This is a genomic window from Ferruginibacter sp. (assembly GCF_028288465.1).
In the GTDB taxonomy this organism is placed as follows: domain Bacteria; phylum Bacteroidota; class Bacteroidia; order Chitinophagales; family Chitinophagaceae; genus Ferruginibacter.
Map to the genome: position 1 here is coordinate 156,980 of NZ_JAQBNR010000011.1, position 19,353 is coordinate 176,332.

A 19,353-nucleotide genomic window follows, 5' to 3' on the forward strand; every position below is an offset into this window, starting at 1 on the left:
TAAGTTTAGTTTTCTTTCAGCAATCCGTTGATCGTTTGCTCAAATTCTTTTTTATATTCAGTATAATGAATACCGGTTGCAGGCCCGTTAAACTCTGTATCCAGCTTGCGTATTTTTCCCTTTTTATCAAGAATGATAGAGGAAGGAAAAGATTGAATAGCGGTTACCTGCGGCAATGTTTTTTCTGTTTTCAAACTATCTCCTACAGTAACTTCGGTGTTTAAAATAGGGTATTGTACGTTAAAGCGGTGCTGAAATTTTTTAAGACTGTTAAGCGATCTTTGCCAGTCCGTTGTGTACTCGTAAGCCAACGCGATAACTTCCACACCACGTTGTTTATTCCTGTTATAGTAGTCACTTAAAAAAGCGGTTTCGTCCATGCAATTAGGACACCAGCTACCCATTATCTGGATGATCACCACTTTGTTTTTAAAACGGTCATCATTAATTGATACCGGCTTTCCCTCCAGGTTTTTAAAAGTAAAATCCAGTTTTTCCTGGCCAGCTTTTACAAACATGGCAACTGATTCTGTAGCCAGTTTGGCTGCGCTGTTTTTTACAGCCACCCAATTTTGTTTGCCTCCGCTACCTGAGAAAAATTGCCCGTTGGTGATAGTATGAGCATTTGATATCAGCGCCCTAAACAGATATGCATGACCGCCATCGAAACCTGAAAGTAACAGACTGTCTTTTGTTACAATGCCTTCCAGGTAACGGTAATCACCGGAGGCATTTAGAAATGTACCCGTTAGCAGGTTACCTTTTTGTACAAATTCACCCACCGATGATTCTGCTCCGGCGCCTTCTCCAAATGTTACAGCCCACCTGCCCGAAATGTTTTGTGTTGGCTTACCACCGGGGGTAAACCTGTTATTACCAGGCGTTGCAGTAAAGGGCAATACCTGTGTTTTTACAGCTCCTCTTTTTATCCATACACCACTGATGATATTGTTATTAGCCATTATCCTGAACTGTGATTCAAAAACCGGCATTTGTACAATCAACGAGTCACCAGATACGGTAATATTTTGAACTTTTATTTTTTCAGCTGCATTTTTTATATACCAAACCGGTTTACCATTCTCTGTTTTCCACTCGAATGTAAACACGATTTTGTTGCCATCGGGGCGCTGTATTTGTGCCGTCCAGTTGCCCTGTTGTGCAGTAGCAGTAACCGTCAAAAGAACACATGTCAATAAAAGAAAAAGCCGCATCATTGTATTATTTATTTACCGGTATTACCTGCCATCAACCCGGGCAGTTTTGTTTAATTTGATTGAAGATAGCAAACTATTTTTTACGCCTGCCGGCGAATTGACTTTGCGTTGCAGCACAATCTCATAGCTAATTTTATTGGGAACAATGGCTATCTCAATTGTTTGATATTCGTTACTACTTATCACCAGCGTTTTGTCTGCCTGTGTAATGGCAAGGCTAAACTTTCCATCTGCTTGCGTGACCGTACGGTTGCTGGTTCCTTTAATCGCAATGGTGATGCCTTCCAGCGGAAAAGATTCTTCAAAAGAAATCACTTTTCCGTTAATGGTGGTTCTTTTATCTTGTGCAAACGTGTAAGAAAAAGTGGTGAATAGCAATGTTGTAACTGCTATAAAAATGGATAATGATTTCATGATGCTGATATTTTCGTTGCGAATAGAAATTGCTTAAAACGTATTGTTCATATCAACAACAACCATAAGGTTTGGCGGGTGCTGAAATTTTGCAATCAATGCCAGAAAATAAATTGCTGTACAGGTGCAGTGAAGTGGAAGAATGTAGTAAATGTGCCATATAAATAAAGTCTACTAAAATAGTGGACAAATGTAACACAAATTTTTGTAGCAGAAAGTTAATAGTTTTAAAATTATGGAATTGCTAAGCGAAGAAATGCTATAAGTAGTTAAAAAGTGTTCAACACATTTTTTTCGGCTGCAAGATTTTCTTCTATATTATTTTTATCACCAAAAAATTCGTTGATCACGTATTGAATTTGGTCAAACTCCAATAAAAAACCATCATGTCCAAAGGTGGAATCAATTGCCTTGTAGACAGCACCTTCAATGTGTGTTGCAATTAATTCCTGTTCAACAGGCGGAAATAAAATGTCTGAACTAATACTGATGACAAGTGTTTTTGCCTGCACTTTTTTTAATGCTTCCTGTACGGAGCCTCTTTGTCTTCCAACGTTGTGCGCATCCATGCTGCGGCTTAAAAAATAGTAGCTAAAGGCATTGAAGCGCCGGGCTAGCTTTACGCCCTGGTATTGTTGATAAGATTCGCTTTTAAAATGCGCTGTTTTTTCATTGGAGTCTTCTGTTTGCCCCAGGTTGTACGTATTGTAATTGCGGTAACTGATCAATGCAATTTCCCTTGCCACCATCATGCCTTTAAGGCCGGCCGTTTCATTACTTTCCATCCAGCTTGGGTCTGTTTCAATGGCATGTCGTTGCGTGGCATTAAAGGCAATGCCCCAGGGGGAATGAAAAGCATTGGTGGCTAATAAAATCACGTGCTTAAACAGAAGCGGTTCTTCGATGGCCCACTCCAATAATTGTTGGCCACCCATTGAACCGCCAATACCAGCATGAATAGTTTGTATACCTAGAAAATCTTTTAATGGCTGGTAAGCCCGGATCATATCCCTTGTAGTAAAAAAGGGAAAATCATGATACCAGGGTTGCCGGGTGGCAACATTTATTTCAAGCGGACCAATACTGCCGTAGCAACTACCCGGGATGTTTACACAAACAATAAAATGGTTGGCCGGGTCAAATAATTTACCTTCTCCTGTTAAGCCCGGCCACCATTCTGTTACTTCGCTGTTGGCAGTAAGAGCATGAAATATCCAAACTACATTGTCTTTGTTTTTATTCAGCCTGCCATAGGTTGTATAGGCAAGATGATATTGCATTAAAGTAATGCCCGACTCTAAAGTAAAAGGTGTTGTGTGTTTGAATATTTCTGCCATGCTATTGCGTTAAATGCCTTAGTGTTTTATTAGTTGTTGTTAAGCTGATTCTGAAAATTTAAGCAACCAACTCACTTGCAAATACTGCCGCGAATGCCTGTTCAAAATCTGCTTTAATATCTTCAATGTGTTCTATGCCTACACTGATGCGTACCTGGTTTGGCTGTACGCCGGAAATAATTTGTTCTTCAGCGCTCAACTGCTCGTGTGTTGTTGAGGCTGGATGAATGGCCAGTGATTTTGCGTCGCCCACATTGGCAAGGTGACTTACCAGTTTTAATGAATTGATGAATTTACCCGCATTTTCTTTACCACCTTTTACGCCAAAATTTAAGATGCCTCCAAAACCATTGCGCAGGTATTTTTTTGCCAGTGCATGGTAAGGGCTGCTTTGCAGGCCCGGGTACTCAACAAACTCTACTGAAGGGTGTTGCTCCAGCCATGTTGCCAGGGTCAGCGCATTGTCTACATGGCGTTGTACCCGCAGGCTTAACGTTTCAATACCCTGCAATAAAAGAAATGAATTAAACGGACTTTGTGAAGGACCGAAGTCACGCAGACCTTCAACTCTTGCACGAATGGCAAAAGCAATATTGGGTAAACCGAGCGGATTGCCTTCACCAAAAACGTCCCAGAATTTTAATCCGTGATAGCCTTCACTCGGTTCTGTAAATTGTGGAAATTTGCCATTGCCCCAGTTGTAATTTCCGCCGTCAACAATAACGCCACCAATGCTGGTGCCATGGCCGCCAATCCACTTGGTAGCAGATTCAACAACAATGTTGGCGCCATGTTCCAGCGGGCGGAAAAGATAGCCTGCTGTGCCGAATGTATTGTCAACAATCAGCGGCAGATCGTATTCTTTTGCAAGTGCAGCAAACTTTTCAAAATCAGGAACGTTCAATCTTGGGTTGCCGATTGTTTCCAGGTAAATGGCCTTGGTATTTTTATCGATGTGCTTTACAAAACTTTCCACGTCATCGCCATCAGCAAATCTTACTTCAATGCCAAGGCGTTTAAATGCAACCTTAAACTGGTTGTGGGTACCACCGTATAAAAAAGTAGTAGAGATAAAATTATCACCAGCCTGCAAAATGTTGTTTAATGCCAAAAACTGTGCAGCCTGGCCGGAGGATGTTGCCAGTGCAGCCACACCGCCTTCCAGCGCTGCAATGCGTTGTTCAAATACATCCGTGGTTGGATTCATTATACGGGTGTAGATGTTACCAAATTCCTTAAGGCCGAAAAGATTGGCTGCATGTTCATTGCTGTTAAAAGCATAGGAAGTGGTTTGGTAGATAGGTACCGCCCTTGAATTGGTAGTGGGATCTATCTGTTGTCCTGCATGTAATTGCAACGTGTCAAAATGAAGTGTTTGGCTCATAACTGTTTTTTTTAGTATGATTATAGATGGATGATTTGTTTAACAAAATGCTTTGCTGGTAACAGGGGATATTGGCGCATTAAAAGAGGGATTATTTTTAACATCGCGGCAGCCACTGGCAACAATGGACCGGCAGGTGTTTAACGCACATTCGAAGATTGTATGACAATGATAAATTCATTAGTCTATCAGGTTGATAGACAAAGATAGAAGGTTAGTTGATTTTTCCAAATTTTATTATTTCTATTTTCACAAAATTAACGCGGCCTGTTAAATGCGACTTATGTACGGGAAGTGAAATGCCGGATAGGAGGCGCTCTAAATTTTCGTTGAAGGGGCCTGGCTTTCGGCATGCTATGGTAGGCTGGTGGCAGTTATAGTTCCCGCTCAATTTCATCCAGCTTTTTTTCTTCCAACACCGTTCTTGCCGGAATATTATTGTCGCTGTGCCACTTGATTAACCTGATAAAACCATTGGCTATTTCTATGCCCGTGATATCGCCATCGTTGAAGCAGCAGCAACCAGTGTTAAAGTAGCTGGGCCTTAAAGTTGCTTTGGTTTCCGGAACATTTATCTGGTGTTCTTCGGCAACGGAATATTTTCCGGAAGCGAATACAGGCTTGTGTGTATGGCCGGTTATCAAAACGAGGTTTCTTTTATGGCTGCTCCATTCGTACATTAACTTATTGTGTTTGTCACGCAGGTAAATGTCGTTGGCGGGCGTATTGATATTGATTTCCAAAAAACGCTGAATGGGCGACCAAACATGTGCCACCAGCCAGGTGCTGAAACTATTGTTGTCACTCATTTTATCGCCCTGGTGGCCATGAGTTAAAAAGAGGCTGAGCTTTTTCTGACTTTCAGTAACTGTTCTTAACACAATGCCTTCGTAAACAGGCAAGGGCATTTGGAAAATATTTTTCAGGTGCAGCTGCACATCCAGGTTGCTTTTCCATAACAGGTCGTGGTTACCAAAAGTGCGATAATATTTATTGTCTGATTGAAAACTGGCTTCTGCTTTTAATGCCTCTCCGTTTTCCGGAATCACCTGGTCTGGCGTGTACTTCCATAACTCTTCCGCATCGCCTAAATTGATAAAATTAAAACATTGCTGGTGATAGTATTGCAGTGCCGTAATGTAATTGTGTTCGTTGGTTTTAAAATCATCCGCCCAGTCTTTGTTGCCTTTGTGCTGATCGCTGAAAATGATAAAATTATCTGTGGCCAGGTTGATATCCAGCACAATGCCACAGCGCTTTTTTTGTGTAGTGATGTTATTGTATAATTTGCCGAGAGATTTGAAAACATCTTCCTTTTTAGGATCGGAAGCAAACTTACCGGCAAGCCAGATAAAGAAAGGCCTGAATATTTTTTGAAGTATTTTTTGCATTAACCGCCGGGTGTTGATTTTATTACTCTGATTTTTGAACACGAATTTTTAAGGCACGAATTACACGAATTTAATGCAGTTGTATGAAATATTGTTTATAAACGGTTGGCAGGTATTTTGAAACGGACGTGGGGATATCCGCTGCCGGAACCGCTTTGATAAAAGTTCAATAAAGATAAAATGAACAAGCGTGCGACGCCCATGCGGCTGCACATAGCTTCTTTGCCGGACAATTATTTTTTAAAATATTTTCCTACAACGGGTAGCTGCGGCAACTCCTTTTTTTCTACCGTGCCGATAAACCACATGTAGCACCCGGTTAAAATGGTGGCAATGGTTAAGCTAAAAAATTTATTGTTCCATACTGCCGTGATGCCTTTGTGGGCGAAGAAAAGCAGCACTACAATTACGATATAGGCAACCAGTTTTTTCCAGGCATAAGGTATGCGGTATTCTTTCTGGCCCCAGATAAACGAGGCCACCATCATACTGCCATAACAAAAAAAGGTGGCCCAGGCGCAGGCCATGTAGCCATACTTCGGTATAAATAAATAGTTGATGATGGTGGTAAGTACAGCCCCGCCTACTGTGATCCAGGCACCGGCTGAAGTTTTGTTACCCAGTTTATACCATACGCTTAAATTGTAATAGATACCAATGAACATGTTGGCGAGTAAAAGGATGGGCACTACTGATAATCCGTCCCAGTATTTTGGACCGATAAAATTTTTCCAGATGGGCATAAACAAGCTCACTGCTAAAAACATCAGTGAAATGATGATGACAAAAAATTTCATTACCCTTGCAAAAACACGTTGCGGATTTTGTCCTTCCGCCTGTTTAAAAAAGAAAGGCTCGGCTCCCATGCGGAATGCCTGGATGAACAAGGTGATGAGGATGGATAATTTATAACAGGCGCTATAGATACCCACCTGTGTATCGTTGGCGATCGCATCGCCGGGCAGCCACCATTTAAGCATCAGACGGTCAAAGGTTTCATTTACCATGCCACCCATACCCACAATGATCAGGGGCAAAGAATAAACCGTCATTTCTTTCCATAATCTAGTATCGAACTTGAAACGGATGGCGGCAATTTCGGTTGATAAGAAAAGTAAGGTAACAACGGATTGAATTAAGTTGGCCAATACTACATACACAATGGGGTTAATGCTGGTATCGTAAATAATGCTGATCCAGCTATTGGGATCCTGCTTTACGGTGTGCGAACAGTAACTGATAAAAAACCAGGTAAAAAAGATATTGATCAGGATGCCGGTAATTTTTACAAAGGCAAATTTCATGGGGCGGCCCTGCTGACGCAACCTTGCAAAGGGTATGGTACTCAAGGTATCAAATGCAATAATTAAGATGCCCAGCTGAACAATTTGCGGATAATTACCCAGCCCGATAATGCTGCCGAAACTTGCCTGGTTGAACCAGAGCAGCGCTGTAAAGACAATGGTTGAACATAACAGTGATAAGAAAGCAGTGTTATAAATGGTATCCTTATTTTCTTCTTTGGAAGAGAAACGGAAATAGGCTGTTTCAAAACCATAGGTGAACAGTATATTGAGAATTGGAAGCGCTGCATAGATCAACGCCATTTTACCAAAATCAGAAGTCTTGATGTTTTCAGAGTACGTGAGATAGGGCGTAAGCAGGTAGTTGATTAACCGTGCGGCTATTGAACTAAGCCCATACCACATGGTTTGAGATGCTAATTTTTTTATATTGCTCAATTAAAAAACGTTTAGGGACAAATTTACTTGTATATATTTTATTTTTTGCGCTTATAAAGTATCAACGGTGTTTTTGGCATTTAATTTCATTTTCCAGTCGGGTTGCTGACCTTAACTAACAACATATTTTAATTTTATTGTTGTGTTATTTTGTTCAAGTGTTACCTTTACGAAAATTAAAACTGTTTATGAAACAACTTTACTTCGCTGTAATGGCTACAGCAATTTGTCTGACTTCCTTTGCGCAATCACGTGTTGCAACAGCCGATTATCAAAAAACAAAACAACCTGGTATTGAAACGGATGTTCCTTTTTCTGAAAAAACAATCACCAGTTCTCTTGAAGATTATTTTCAAAAGTTAGGATATAAGGGAAAGGATACCAAGGGGTACATGACCTACCGCGGGGTACATCTGCCACAACTTGGACCAGGTAGTTACGACCTGTACTTTAAGGCAGACCGGAAGAGCAGGAAAGAAAAAGATGCGTGCACGGTGACCATGCTAATATCCGGCGGCTTTGATAAATTTATTGGAGATACCACCAATGCTGCATTGATTGACAGCGCAAAAAATTACCTGAACGGTCTTACTGTACGGGTAGCTGCCTATGATCTGGAGCAACAAATCGTCGACCAGGAAGATGCTGTTAAGAAAGCTGCCAAAAGTTTAAGCAGTCTGACAGAAACGGCGGATGATTTGCAAAAGAAGAAATCAAAACTCGAAAATGATATCGCTGAAAATATAAAAAAGCAGGCTTCCCAGAAGACTGAAATGGAAAAGCAGCAACAGATATTGCAGACGTTGAAAGAGAAACGCAGGCAATAATCTTTTATATAAATCGTTTATATATACGTGCAGCAAAAAGTTGCACGTTTTTTATGCCCGATATTCTATAAAAACCATGAAACTCTGGAAATTTTCTTTGTTGCTAAGTCTAATTTCCTGCATCTTACTGGGTGTGGTTTTTCTTATGCCTTCTCAATACAGGGTTTTTATCTGGCGTGAACACGGCGTAGTGGATGCCGGCGTTCTTTTTCCTCTTTTATTATTAAGCTGGACAACCGCTTTAATAGGATTTGCACTCAATAACATATTTATAGACCGCAACATCAGCAATGCAAAAATTAAGATGACAGACTTTGTAAAAGCGATTCCATCGTTGCTGGGTCTGCCTGCATTTATTTCTTTTGTATGGTTTATTTTCCGCTGGTATAAAGGTGATCCGCACCGTTAATTGGGCTGCTTAAATCTTGGATCATGCGTTAATACATCATCTTTTAAAGTCAATAAAAAAGAAATGAGATCCACCTTTTCCTGGTCGGAAATAGCAATTCTTTTTTTAAGTAATATATCCAGTGTTGGTTGTGCAGTATCAATACCGTTCCGGTAGTGATCAATCACTTTGCCCACGCGTACCAGTCTTCCATCATGCATATAAGGGAATGTAAGAGAAATATTCCGCAGGCTGGGTACTTTAAATTTTAAGGAATCGGCCAGGTTGCCGGTGATTGTCATCCTGCCTTTATCCATCCATTTTCTATTCAGCGGCAGTCCGTTATTGCGGAAAGAATTATCCGTAAACAAAGGTTCCCTGTGACAGCTGTTACAGCTGGCCATAAAAGTTTTATAGCCCAATGCTTCACTCACCGTAAAACTATCTTCTCCACGTTTTACTTTATCGTATTTGCTGTTGTATGATTGTATGCTGCCGGTAAATTGCGCCAGGGCTTTCAGCATGTGCTGACTGTTGATCATACCATCGGCAAACGCATTTTTAAAAAGCCTTGCGTAGGCTGTATCTGCTTTTAGCTTTTTTAATATCTCGGGCAGGGTAGTGGCCATTTCATTAACCGCCGTAAATGGCGACAATGGCTGAACTTCTATATGATTTACGCCACCATCCCAATGCAATTCTTTTTGCCAGGCGATGTTGAACAGGCCCGGTGCATTGCGGGTGGTAAAACTATTATTAAAGCCATGGCTGAAGTCGTGATCGTAAGTAGCAAATGCCGCAAACTGCTGGTGGCAGCCGGCACAGGAAAAATTGCTGTCCCTGCTCAGCCTGGCATCATAAAATAATTTACGGCCCAGCTGAAAGCCTTCTTCCGTTAATGGATTGGTGGCAAAAATATTGGTTGGCGGCTGGGGCCAGCCTTTTGGAATAACCAGTTTTAAGTAAGTTAGTTTATGTGGCGGCTGATGATGTATAAAAGCAGATGCCATCAACACAATCAACAAAAGCGATATAGTAATTTTTATCTTCAAGAGTGAGCAAGTTAATTTATCGCTGAACAATTTTTAGTACATCAAACATGGTTGAAAAATTGGCCGCTATGCTACCTGCCAGTGGCCCGGGTATTGTGCAGACAGGGGTTTCAGTTATTTTAAGTACTGTGGCTGCATTCCATAGTTTGTCAATATTAGCACGGATAATAATTTCTGTGATGGATTTATTATTAACGGCAACCGGTGTGCCGGCAAGCTGCAACCTTATTTTTTTTACGGCATTATCAACACCTGAAAATCCACCAATATGGTATTCTATTTTATTATTCACAGCAGCAGATTGCGGTGAGGTGCCTTCCATTTTAAACATAATATAACCACTGTTCCAGGTCCAGAACATGCTGTTTAATGGATCCAGTGCACCTGTTTGTGCGCCGCTTACATTTTTCAGGCTGTCTACTCCAATTAAAAAAGAAAGCGTTGTATAATTACCCGGAGGAAGATAAAAAGAAAAATTCTTTGAAAGGCTGTCTGGTTCATCGACAAGGTGATAACTGTTTTGTTCAGCGTTCCATTTTTGATTGCTTGTTTGTAAAGCAATATTGCTGATATAATATTTTAGCCGGCTTACAGAATAATTTTCCTTCCAGCAATTGGCATAAAGTGAGTCTGGCACCAATGGTTGATTACCGGCATAATTGATAAAACTGATTTTAATATTGGGTTGCTGCTGGGCATTTACGGTTGCCGGCGGTAAAAGAAAAATCACGCAGAAAAAAATCAACAAACACAAAGCTGGCTTCATCATTTACAATTTAACTTTCATCCGGGTTTGTTTTATTTCGCCCGATTTCTTTTTGGTGTTGATCCTTTTTTCTTTGGCAGCTTTATTTGGTTTGGTAGGTTTTCTTTTTTTGGGGATGATGAGTGCTTTGGTAACAAGGGCATTCATTTTTTCAATAACCAGTTGTTTATTGCCAAGCTGGCTGCGTTCTTCCTGGCTTTTAACCAGCAGGTTGCCGTCTGCATTTATCCTGTTGATTAATTTGGATATCACCAGCTGTTTTTGACCTTCGCTGAGCAGGGCAGAAGCTGCAATGTTCCAGTAGCCTTCCACCATCGTTTCTACCTTGTTTACATTCTGGCCGCCCTTGCCGCCGCTGCGGGCTGTTTTAAATTTTATTTCTGCGGTAATATCCATTTTCAAATTTACCCTATTTATACAAAAGGTGGTATGTTAAAAGATTCATTTCGCGATCTTTATCTTAATAAGAAATTTAATAAGGCTAAAAATTTTTACATTTGCAGGGTAACGAATAAAGAGTTGATGCTAAAAGGTATATATCATTCACTGACGGAACGCAAGCGGCTTGGCAAAAAATCATTTGCTGTTTTAATTGACCCTGATAAAGTCAATGATCAGAATTTGGAGCATTTAATTGCGTTGGCTGTTAATGCAAAGGTTGATTATTTTTTGGTAGGTGGCAGTTTGGTGATTTCCAATTACCTGGATGAATGTCTTCAGCTCATTAAAAAAAATTGTTCTATTCCTACCGTATTATTTCCCGGCAGTACGGCACAGGTTAGCCGCTTTGCAGATGCTTTATTATACCTTTCTTTAATCAGTGGCCGCAATCCTGAATTGCTGATTGGCCAGCATGTTGTATCAGCGCCCAATGTAAAAAAGAGCGGGCTCGAAATCATGTCTACCGGGTATATGGTAGTAGATGGTGGCGCTCCAACAACCGTGTCTTATATTTCCAATGCCAGCCCATTGCCTGCTGATAAAAACGAAATCGCCATGTGTACTGCCATGGCCGGAGAAATGCTGGGAATGAAATTAATTTATATGGATGCCGGTAGTGGCGCCATGCGCCCCATAAGCGAAAGCATGATTGAAAAAGTGGCACAATCCATTGAAGTGCCTTTGATTATTGGAGGCGGCATTATCGATCCCGAAAAAGTGTATTTAAACTGCAAAGCTGGTGCTGACGTAATTGTTGTCGGCAACGCCATCGAAAAAGATGCATCCCTTATCAAAGAAATGGCAGCTGCCGTACATAGTGCAGGTGTGGGCGTGCTATAAAATCTCCGCCCGGTTATTATAAACTCATCATCTCTTTAAATTTAACGGCCTGTCGTCTGCTTACTTCCACTTTTTCACCACCCCTTAGTTCCAGCAATAAGCCACCGTTAAAATAGGGTTCAATTTTTTCTATCATCCGCATGTTTACAATGTGCTTGCGGTTGGCCCTGAAAAATACTTTTTCATCCAGCCGCTCTTCCAGTGCATTCAGCGATTTTAAAATCAGCGGTTTGTTCCCTGCAAAAAAAACTTTCGCATAATTGCCCACACTTTCAAACAGCCTTACTTCAGATAGTTTTACGAACCAGCAACGTTCCCCGTCTTTTACAAAAACCTGGTCATTTTCAGTGAGCATGCCGCGGTTAAAGGCCTGGTTGGCTGCCAGTTCTTTTTCTTCCGCCTGTTGTAATTTCTGGATGGCATCGGCCAATCTTTTTGGCTCAATGGGTTTCATTAAATAATCCAGCGCATTTACTTCAAAAGCCTTCAGTGCATATTCGTCATAGGCAGTTGTAAAAATTACATGCGGCGCCTTGTCGAGTTCCGTCAGCATATCAAAGCCTGTCTTGCCGGGCATTTGTATGTCCAGAAAAATCAAGTCCGGGCTAAGCGAATCAATTTTTTCAATGCCTTCGGCTGCGTTGGCAGCTTCATCAATTACTTCCACATCCGGAAATTCAAGCAATAATTTTTTCAGTTCATTTCTTGCTAAACGTTCGTCGTCTATTATAATAGCTCTGTGCATATTTACAATTTGTTTACTGGTTTACATTTACAAATGATACAGGCATGGTGATCCTCGATTCCACCATATCAGACTCAGTGTTTTTAATTTCAAAAGTTGCCTTGCCCTGGTATAATAAATTCAGCCGGTATTGAGTACTTTTAACACCAAATCCATCATCATTTACATAGCCGTTCAGCTGTCCTGAGTTTTGCACAACCAGCTCATGATGATCATTTACAAAATCAGAAATGACCCTGATTGTACCCCCGTTAATTCTTTTGCTGATGCCGTGTTTGATGGCATTTTCCACCAGCGTCTGCAACATCATGGGCGGTACAGGTTGCCCCAAAGTGTCTTCATCAATATCCATTTCCACTATTAATCTTTCTTCAAAACGCATTTTTTCCAGCGCCAGGTAATCTTTTACAATGTTTAATTCCCTTTCCAGTGGCACGGTCTCCAGTTTTTCTGCCTGCATACTGCTGCGTAAAATATTACTGAGCTCTGTAATGGCGGTTCTTGCACGGGTTGGATTTTCATCTACCAGCGCCCTGATACTATTTAAGGCATTAAAAATAAAATGGGGATTGATATGCGATTTAATGGTTTTAAGTTCCAGCTCTTTTACAACCGATTGTAATTTTAAAGTATCCACTTCCTGCCGCCTGTTACGCTCAACATAATGATAAGTGTAGTAGATGAGGTTCCAAATTAAAAGTATAAAAAAGTTATTGATCACTGTGCGGGCTACTTCATTGGCAAGTGATATTTTAGGGCCACCGGTATCTCTTAAATTAAAGATATTTTCTATCGCAACATCAGCGCAGGCATAAACAACAGAAAATACAATGGTTAAAGTAATAAAAGCAATAATCTGCGTTTGAATGGGTTTTTCCAATACTTTATATTCCCGTATCACCATACGCATAAGGTGGGTAATCAAAATGCCCAGCAATACGCTGATTAATATCAACAGTACAAAATTATCTACTTTTCGTACCGACAAGGTTAAATAAAAGAAAGTAGATATGGCCATGCTTGCGCCCCAGCCTGCAAGTTGACAAACCCAATATTTTGATATCTTTTTTAACATGAGAATACAAATTTACAAATTACATTCCTGCGGCCCTCCCGGCGATTTTATTAATGGTAATATGCCGTTGTAAGAGGTTACATCAGCCAATATTAATAAATTATGTTGATTACTTGCTTTTTGTAAAAAAGTTTATAACCTTGTAATCAACAATTAATCTTTTAAATAACAACATACACTATGTCATTCAATTTAGTTGAAGCAGCAAACAAGCTCATCTCCACCGAATTGGCAGATAAGGCAGGCTCTTTTTTAGGCGAAAGCGAAACAGGTGTGCGCAAAGCCTTAACGGGCATTGTGCCGGCGGTATTAGGCGGCTTGGCAGAGCAATCTTCCACTGTTGCAGGGGCAGATGCAGTATTCCGCATGGTGAACGAACAAAGCCAGACTCAACCAGAACCTGCCGGATTTTTTGGAAACGATAACACCAGCCTCCTAAATAAAGGGGCGGCGTTATTAATCGATATTTTTGGCGATAAAGCAAACGGACTTACCGGATCATTGTCTGGCTTTTCTGGCTTACGGCCGGCATCGGCCAGTTCTTTACTTAGTATTGTTGCGCCTATCATAGTGGGGTTTTTAGGAAAACAAGTCAACAGCAATCAGCTGAATGCCACCGGTTTAAGTAATTTGCTAAGCAGCCAAAAAGAAAATATAAATAATGCTATCCCGGCAGGTTTAAATTTAAGTGCCATCACCGGTGCAACGACATCAGCAAGTCATCATATTACCACTGCCGCCAGCCAGTATACAGAAGCAGCAGCAGAGCCTGCGGGTACCGGCATTAAATGGTTACTACCCCTATTATTACTGGTATTGCTGGCCGCAGCAGCCTGGTATTTATTTGGAGGTAACACCAGCAAATCTGAAACTGAGACAGTCGCAACCACAGTCGATTCAACTGTTAAAGAGAAACCTTTAGCAGTTACGGAACTTGCCGTTACAGGCAAGGTTGATACAAGCGGAAATTATGTGTACGACCTTGGAAAAATGATCACCATTGATTTACCAAATGGAGCAGGTTCTTTAACCGTCGGAGAAAATTCTACCGAAAACAGGTTATACAAATTTTTGTCGGATGCTTCTGCAAAGATTGATACGGTAAAAGGCAACTGGTTTGAATTTACCAATGTGCGCTTTGTAACCGGTGGTGCTAAAATTGATTCGGCCAGTTCAAATCAATTAAAAAATATAGTGGCTATCAGTAAAGCTTTCCCGGCGGCCAGTTTTAAACTGGGCGGTTATACTGATAACGTGGGCGACTCTGCTTTCAATACAGGCCTTTCACAAAAACGTGCAGACGCAGTGGTTGCCGAATTGAAAAAATTGGGTGCAGGAGCAAAATCAATCACAGGGGCTAAAGGCTACGGTCCGCAATTTCCAATCGGCGATAATGCTACAACCGAAGGTAAAGCCATGAACCGGAGGGTAGCGATCAATGTAAAATCGAAATAGTTTTTATATAAAAATCCCTCCGCATATTAAGGCGGAGGGATTTTTTTTCAGGAAGTTATTGCTTCAATAATTTAAAAGCGTGTGTCCATTGTTTGTTCAGCATGCCCGGTATGCACCATAACATGGCAAGCGGTTCAATTGCCCTGGCAGCTTCAATTTTTCCAAGGTCTTCCGTTTCCCAGCCAAATGTTGTCAAGATGGAAGTGACCATTTTTTTTGCTGCTTCGTTGTTTCCGCAAATGAACATGGTAGGAACAATTTCTTTATAATCGGGCTTATACATTTTGTTAGCGCCAACACTGTTAAATGCCTTTACTAAATGAGCCTCCGGAAGTAACTCCTGCAATGATTCCATCAAGGATTGGTTGGGAGATGTAAAGTACTGCAATACGCCATTCACCGGAGGAGCTTCCGCAATGGGGTTGGTAGTATCAATGACTGTTTTACCTGTGAAATTAGCAGGACCAGCCAGCCGTACGGCATCTGCGGCAATGGCTCCCTTGGTCGCTAAAATAATCAGTTCGCCAAAAGCCGCTGCTTCTTCAAAGGTACCGACGTTACCGCCCGTGTTTTCTGATTTCCATTTTACAACTTCTTCTTTTGCCGGGTTCCTCGTGCCGAGGATTACCTCATTTCCTTCTTTTAAAAGTGCGGAAGCCAGCACCCTGCCAACAATGCCGCTTCCTATTATACCTGCTTTCATACAAATTGTTTAATGATAAGATGTTAGCTTCACCGCCAATTTGATACCAGTTTAATAGTTCAAAAAATGCATTGTAAAAATTACTGTTGTGCGTAAGCCGCAGCAAACTCTTTTGCAAAATCTTCCAGCTTGGTACTACTCAATGCCGGGTGATTCTTCCAATAATCTTCCTGCATTTTTCCTTCTCTTAACGCCTTGCCCATGGCAGTATAGCTTGCTGCAAATTCTTCGGTGAGACCGGCTTGTTTCATACCTTGTAACGACTGTTCATCCGTAAATTCCACCCATGGGATACCGGGTTTATTGATGGCATTGCTTAATACAGCCGCTATGTCGGCCCCCGTTCTTTCATCGCCTGCAACATACCGTATCGTATTCCCGGTAAAATGTAACGCCAGTAATTCTTCGGCCGCTGCTGCTGCAATATCATTGGTATGCACCAGTACCAGTTTTTCTCCACTGCCACCAAAGTTGGCGCCCATAATCTGCATGTTTTTGATGAGCGGAATCATGTTGAATAAATTATACATAAAGTATGATGGACGCAATACTTTAATATTTACATCCGTGAGCCGATTCAATAATCCTTCATATTCTGCCAACCCGTCCACCGGACCTGCACCTATACCCATATGTGCACCAATGCTGCTGAGTACCACCACGCGTTGAATGTTGTTGGCTTTAATGGCAGCAATATAATTACTGGCTACGTTTTTTTGATATTGCCTGAAATTGTCGGTTGCAAAATTAGGCGGTATCATCGTGTAGACTGCATCTGCGCCAGCGAATGTGGCTGTTACAAAGCCCGCATCTTCCAGCGAACCCACAGCTGCTGTGGCTCCCTGGCTAACCAAACCTTGCAAATTGCCGGCAGTGCGGCCAATGATTGTCACACTGTGACCTGCTTTCAATAATTTTTCTGTGAGTGCTGCAGCTATATGGCCTGCGCCGCCGGTGATAACGTACTTCATAATAATGGTCTGTTGTTTAATGTTTGTATATACAAATAATAATGAAAAAAATTTTAGCTGCTTAGTTTGTCGCTTAGTTTGTTGATGTTTATTGCCGTCCGCTTCATTTCTTCCGCCCCTAAAATGGAAATACAATTCGTATAAAATTCATCCAGGCAATCTTTCATTTGCGGATATAATTGGTTGGCTTTTGGTGTAGGATATACATTGGTTACTTTGCCTTCAGTCGTTCGAACCACCAATTTATTTTCTTCCATTTTTTCTATCAAACGTGTGATGGTACTGGGTGTAAGCTGCATTTCTTCTGCCAGCTTTCCAGGCTGTACACCCGGCTCTTCAATAACGGTCATCAGCAAATAGGCATGACTGGGAGTAAGGTTGATTTTCTTCCAGCTGTTAGTAGCCAGCTTCTCCACTTTACGGGCAAAAGCGTTGGCCGAAAAATATAAACACTTGCTGAACCTGCTTCCTGATGCTTTCATAACAAACACAAAGTAAAAACATTTTGTTTGTATATACAAATATTAATCTCTTTATTTTTTTAAAGGTTAATTTTTCCGCAATTTAAAAATGGCGCTTTTTAAAAAGCTCTGCAAAACAACCCTAAAAATTAGCCATCACCTCATTGCTTAAATGATTATTTTTACAGCATGGCAAACCCGAATTTAAATAAGGATGGAGAAGCACTGAGCCCTGCGGAAAAGGATTTTGAAAATAATATCCGGCCCAGTGAAATGGCCGATTTTTCAGGCCAGCCGCAAACGATAGAGAACTTAAGGATATTTATTAAGGCAGCTAAAATAAGAGGGGAGGCCCTGGATCATATTTTATTTCATGGCCCGCCCGGATTAGGCAAAACCACACTTAGCCGTATTGTAGCCAACGAGCTGGGAGTAACCATTAAGGAAACCAGCGGTCCTGTAATTGAAAAGCCCGGTGATTTGGCAGGACTGCTAACCAACCTGGAAACCAACGACGTATTATTTATTGATGAGATACACCGCCTCAGTAATGTGGTGGAAGAGTATTTATATGCTGCCATGGAAGATTACCGCATCGATATTATGATTGACAGTGGTCCAAATGCAAGAAGCGTACAGATTAATTTAAACCCCTTTACGCTGATTGGCGCAACTACCAGGAGCGGTTTACTTACAGCACCGCTGTTATCCCGTTTCGGGATCAAATCAAGGTTGGAATATTACAACGCTGCCACATTGCAGAAAATTATTTTGCGGTCTGCATCGATATTAAACACATCCATATCGACAGCTGCCGCAGATGAAATTGCACGGCGCAGCCGCGGCACACCACGTATTGCCAACGGACTTTTAAGAAGGGTTCGTGATTTTGCCCAGGTACTAAACGATGGCAACATTGATATTGGCATTACACAGCATTCCTTAAAAGCATTGAATGTAGATGAGCATGGCCTGGATGAAATGGACAACCGTATTCTGAATGCCATCATTGATAAATTTAAGGGAGGACCTGTAGGTATTACTACTATTGCCACCGCGGTAGGGGAAGAGCCGGGCACACTGGAAGAAGTATACGAGCCATTTTTAATCCAGGAAGGATTTTTGCAACGTACTGCAAGGGGCAGGGAAGCCACTGCCAAAGCCTATCAGCATCTCGGTAAAGCAGCACCCGGCGCAGGCTTTGCCGGCGCATTGTTCTAGGATTTTACCCTGCTTATAAAATAAAAAATGCCAAAGTTTTTTTGAACTTTGGCATTTTTTATAATCCTGAAATGTATGATTGGTTGTTTATATGCTATGCTGCTACTAACCTGAAGCCATTGCCGTGAATATTCACAATTTCAATGGTACTGTCTTCTTTCAAATACTTGCGCAATTTGGCGATGTAGACATCCATGCTGCGGCCATTAAAATAAGTATCGCTGCCCCAGATTTTCTTTAAGGCAATCTCCCGCTGCAACAAATCATTTTTATACTCGCACAGCATCTTTAATAATTCGTTTTCTTTGGGTGATAAGGTTTGCACCTTTCCTTCATACACCAACTCCCGCAGGCGTGGGTTGAAATGATACTTGCCCATATCAAACTCTGCGTTCACTTCTTCACGGTGCATTTCTTCGTTGCGTTTTAAAATGGCTTTTATTTTCAATAATAACACTTCACTGTCAAACGGCTTGGTAATGTAGTCATCTGCCCCCAGTTTGTATCCCTGTATAATGTCATCTTTCATTGTTTTGGCCGATAAGAAAAATAACGGCACATCGGGATTGATATCGCGGATTTCTTCAGCTAATGTGAAGCCATCCATATTCGGCATCATTACATCAAGTAAACAGATATCAAATTTTTCCCGTTGAAATGCGGCCAGGCCTAGACGGCCATCTCTTTCCAGCACTACATCATAATCGTTCAGTTCAAGGTAATTTTTTAAGACCATACCCAGGTTGGTATCATCTTCGCACAATAATATTTTGGGTTTTGCTGCTTCCATGTTTTAAAAGTTTAATGGCAAATAAAATTAAATCAAAATTGATGCAGCGAATATAATGCCTATTTTTTTGTTAAAGGTCTTATTGTACAGGGGCGGCCGTTTGCTGTGATGGACGCCTGCAAACATTTGGTCT

At 41.2% G+C, this 19,353-nt stretch carries 19 protein-coding genes and 1 pseudogene; 5 read left to right on the plus strand and 15 right to left on the minus strand.

Annotation, left to right across the window (positions count from 1 at the left end; all coding sequences use genetic code 11):
* Positions 1 to 5 precede the first annotated feature (5 nt).
* The 6 genes from JWR61_RS04530 to JWR61_RS04555 all read right to left on the minus strand — a co-directional run bounded on the left by JWR61_RS04530 (position 6) and on the right by JWR61_RS04555 (position 7,485).
* Positions 6 to 1,217, minus strand: a complete 1,212-nt coding sequence (locus JWR61_RS04530) for a peroxiredoxin (RefSeq protein ID WP_301926660.1) — start codon at positions 1,215 to 1,217, stop codon at positions 6 to 8.
* 21 nt (positions 1,218 to 1,238) lie between these two features.
* Positions 1,239 to 1,631 (minus strand): carboxypeptidase-like regulatory domain-containing protein, encoded by a 393-nt coding sequence (locus tag JWR61_RS04535; protein ID WP_301926661.1) that lies wholly within the window; start codon positions 1,629 to 1,631, stop codon positions 1,239 to 1,241.
* 269 nt (positions 1,632 to 1,900) lie between these two features.
* Positions 1,901 to 2,968, minus strand: a complete 1,068-nt coding sequence (metX, locus tag JWR61_RS04540) for a homoserine O-acetyltransferase (protein WP_301926662.1) — start codon at positions 2,966 to 2,968, stop codon at positions 1,901 to 1,903.
* A 58-nt stretch (positions 2,969 to 3,026) separates the two neighbouring features.
* Complete coding sequence (locus tag JWR61_RS04545) at positions 3,027 to 4,352, minus strand: O-acetylhomoserine aminocarboxypropyltransferase/cysteine synthase family protein (protein WP_301926663.1); 1,326 nt, start codon at positions 4,350 to 4,352, stop codon at positions 3,027 to 3,029.
* A 374-nt stretch (positions 4,353 to 4,726) separates the two neighbouring features.
* Positions 4,727 to 5,743 (minus strand): metallophosphoesterase, encoded by a 1,017-nt coding sequence (locus JWR61_RS04550; RefSeq protein WP_301926664.1) that lies wholly within the window; start codon positions 5,741 to 5,743, stop codon positions 4,727 to 4,729.
* 233 nt (positions 5,744 to 5,976) lie between these two features.
* Positions 5,977 to 7,485 (minus strand): oligosaccharide flippase family protein, encoded by a 1,509-nt coding sequence (locus JWR61_RS04555; protein ID WP_301926665.1) that lies wholly within the window; start codon positions 7,483 to 7,485, stop codon positions 5,977 to 5,979.
* Between the two features lie 188 nt (positions 7,486 to 7,673).
* On the opposite strand from JWR61_RS04555, the gene JWR61_RS04560 reads away from it, so the two are divergent.
* A complete protein-coding gene (locus tag JWR61_RS04560; protein WP_301926666.1) occupies positions 7,674 to 8,312 on the plus strand; it encodes a hypothetical protein in 639 nt (212 codons plus the stop codon).
* A gap of 76 nt (positions 8,313 to 8,388) precedes the next feature.
* Entirely contained in the window at positions 8,389 to 8,721 is a 333-nt protein-coding gene (locus JWR61_RS04565) for a hypothetical protein (protein ID WP_301926667.1), read from the plus strand.
* Here the strand turns inward: JWR61_RS04565 and JWR61_RS04570 are convergent.
* From JWR61_RS04570 to arfB, 3 genes and pseudogenes are all read right to left on the minus strand, one after another.
* Positions 8,718 to 9,752, minus strand: a complete 1,035-nt coding sequence (locus JWR61_RS04570; protein ID WP_301926668.1) for a cytochrome-c peroxidase — start codon at positions 9,750 to 9,752, stop codon at positions 8,718 to 8,720. The two genes, JWR61_RS04565 and JWR61_RS04570, sit on opposite strands and share 4 nt — an antisense overlap.
* A gap of 16 nt (positions 9,753 to 9,768) precedes the next feature.
* Positions 9,769 to 10,521 carry an MbnP family protein gene (locus tag JWR61_RS04575; protein ID WP_301926669.1) on the minus strand — a complete coding sequence of 251 codons (753 nt, stop codon included), beginning with the start codon at positions 10,519 to 10,521 and terminating at the stop codon, positions 9,769 to 9,771.
* Positions 10,522 to 10,926, minus strand: a pseudogene (gene arfB / locus JWR61_RS04580) (alternative ribosome rescue aminoacyl-tRNA hydrolase ArfB); the annotation flags it as partial. It lies immediately after the preceding gene.
* A gap of 21 nt (positions 10,927 to 10,947) precedes the next feature.
* Here arfB and JWR61_RS04585 point away from each other — a divergent pair.
* The gene (locus tag JWR61_RS04585) at positions 10,948 to 11,799 is read left to right on the plus strand and encodes a geranylgeranylglyceryl/heptaprenylglyceryl phosphate synthase (protein WP_301926670.1); all 852 of its coding nucleotides are present in this window, start codon (positions 10,948 to 10,950) and stop codon (positions 11,797 to 11,799) included.
* 16 nt (positions 11,800 to 11,815) lie between these two features.
* Here the strand turns inward: JWR61_RS04585 and JWR61_RS04590 are convergent, their stop codons facing one another.
* Positions 11,816 to 12,544, minus strand: a complete 729-nt coding sequence (locus tag JWR61_RS04590; RefSeq protein WP_290340471.1) for a LytTR family DNA-binding domain-containing protein — start codon at positions 12,542 to 12,544, stop codon at positions 11,816 to 11,818.
* 13 nt (positions 12,545 to 12,557) lie between these two features.
* Positions 12,558 to 13,619 (minus strand): sensor histidine kinase, encoded by a 1,062-nt coding sequence (locus JWR61_RS04595; protein ID WP_290340470.1) that lies wholly within the window; start codon positions 13,617 to 13,619, stop codon positions 12,558 to 12,560.
* A gap of 180 nt (positions 13,620 to 13,799) precedes the next feature.
* On the opposite strand from JWR61_RS04595, the gene JWR61_RS04600 reads away from it, so the two are divergent.
* The gene (locus JWR61_RS04600; RefSeq protein ID WP_301926671.1) at positions 13,800 to 15,074 is read left to right on the plus strand and encodes an OmpA family protein; all 1,275 of its coding nucleotides are present in this window, start codon (positions 13,800 to 13,802) and stop codon (positions 15,072 to 15,074) included.
* Positions 15,075 to 15,129: 55 nt separating this feature from the next.
* Here the strand turns inward: JWR61_RS04600 and JWR61_RS04605 are convergent, their stop codons facing one another.
* The 3 genes from JWR61_RS04605 to JWR61_RS04615 form a co-directional block, all read right to left on the minus strand.
* The gene (locus tag JWR61_RS04605; protein WP_301926672.1) at positions 15,130 to 15,777 is read right to left on the minus strand and encodes an NADPH-dependent F420 reductase; all 648 of its coding nucleotides are present in this window, start codon (positions 15,775 to 15,777) and stop codon (positions 15,130 to 15,132) included.
* A gap of 80 nt (positions 15,778 to 15,857) precedes the next feature.
* Positions 15,858 to 16,748 (minus strand): NAD(P)H-binding protein, encoded by an 891-nt coding sequence (locus tag JWR61_RS04610; RefSeq protein WP_301926673.1) that lies wholly within the window; start codon positions 16,746 to 16,748, stop codon positions 15,858 to 15,860.
* A 53-nt stretch (positions 16,749 to 16,801) separates the two neighbouring features.
* A complete protein-coding gene (locus JWR61_RS04615; RefSeq protein ID WP_301926674.1) occupies positions 16,802 to 17,230 on the minus strand; it encodes a MarR family winged helix-turn-helix transcriptional regulator in 429 nt (142 codons plus the stop codon).
* A 168-nt stretch (positions 17,231 to 17,398) separates the two neighbouring features.
* On the opposite strand from JWR61_RS04615, the gene ruvB reads away from it, so the two are divergent.
* A complete protein-coding gene (ruvB, locus tag JWR61_RS04620; RefSeq protein WP_301926675.1) occupies positions 17,399 to 18,430 on the plus strand; it encodes a Holliday junction branch migration DNA helicase RuvB in 1,032 nt (343 codons plus the stop codon).
* A 94-nt stretch (positions 18,431 to 18,524) separates the two neighbouring features.
* Here the strand turns inward: ruvB and JWR61_RS04625 are convergent, their stop codons facing one another.
* Complete coding sequence (locus JWR61_RS04625) at positions 18,525 to 19,220, minus strand: response regulator transcription factor (RefSeq protein ID WP_290340464.1); 696 nt, start codon at positions 19,218 to 19,220, stop codon at positions 18,525 to 18,527.
* Positions 19,221 to 19,353: the final 133 nt, after the last annotated feature.

Excerpts from the sequence above, each read along its gene's own strand:
- JWR61_RS04530 (WP_301926660.1), bottom strand. The coding sequence starts at position 1,217 with ATGATGCGGCTTTTTCTTTTATTGACATGTGTTCTTTTGACGGTTACT.
- JWR61_RS04535 (WP_301926661.1), bottom strand. The coding sequence starts at position 1,631 with ATGAAATCATTATCCATTTTTATAGCAGTTACAACATTGCTATTCACC.
- metX (WP_301926662.1), bottom strand. The coding sequence starts at position 2,968 with ATGGCAGAAATATTCAAACACACAACACCTTTTACTTTAGAGTCGGGC.
- JWR61_RS04545 (WP_301926663.1), bottom strand. The coding sequence starts at position 4,352 with ATGAGCCAAACACTTCATTTTGACACGTTGCAATTACATGCAGGACAA.
- JWR61_RS04550 (WP_301926664.1), bottom strand. The coding sequence starts at position 5,743 with ATGCAAAAAATACTTCAAAAAATATTCAGGCCTTTCTTTATCTGGCTT.
- JWR61_RS04560 (WP_301926666.1), top strand. The coding sequence starts at position 7,674 with ATGAAACAACTTTACTTCGCTGTAATGGCTACAGCAATTTGTCTGACT.
- JWR61_RS04565 (WP_301926667.1), top strand. The coding sequence starts at position 8,389 with ATGAAACTCTGGAAATTTTCTTTGTTGCTAAGTCTAATTTCCTGCATC.
- JWR61_RS04575 (WP_301926669.1), bottom strand. The coding sequence starts at position 10,521 with ATGATGAAGCCAGCTTTGTGTTTGTTGATTTTTTTCTGCGTGATTTTT.
- JWR61_RS04585 (WP_301926670.1), top strand. The coding sequence starts at position 10,948 with ATGTTAAAAGATTCATTTCGCGATCTTTATCTTAATAAGAAATTTAAT.
- JWR61_RS04590 (WP_290340471.1), bottom strand. The coding sequence starts at position 12,544 with ATGCACAGAGCTATTATAATAGACGACGAACGTTTAGCAAGAAATGAA.
- JWR61_RS04595 (WP_290340470.1), bottom strand. The coding sequence starts at position 13,619 with ATGTTAAAAAAGATATCAAAATATTGGGTTTGTCAACTTGCAGGCTGG.
- JWR61_RS04600 (WP_301926671.1), top strand. The coding sequence starts at position 13,800 with ATGTCATTCAATTTAGTTGAAGCAGCAAACAAGCTCATCTCCACCGAA.
- JWR61_RS04605 (WP_301926672.1), bottom strand. The coding sequence starts at position 15,777 with ATGAAAGCAGGTATAATAGGAAGCGGCATTGTTGGCAGGGTGCTGGCT.
- JWR61_RS04610 (WP_301926673.1), bottom strand. The coding sequence starts at position 16,748 with ATGAAGTACGTTATCACCGGCGGCGCAGGCCATATAGCTGCAGCACTC.
- JWR61_RS04615 (WP_301926674.1), bottom strand. The coding sequence starts at position 17,230 with ATGAAAGCATCAGGAAGCAGGTTCAGCAAGTGTTTATATTTTTCGGCC.
- ruvB (WP_301926675.1), top strand. The coding sequence starts at position 17,399 with ATGGCAAACCCGAATTTAAATAAGGATGGAGAAGCACTGAGCCCTGCG.
- JWR61_RS04625 (WP_290340464.1), bottom strand. The coding sequence starts at position 19,220 with ATGGAAGCAGCAAAACCCAAAATATTATTGTGCGAAGATGATACCAAC.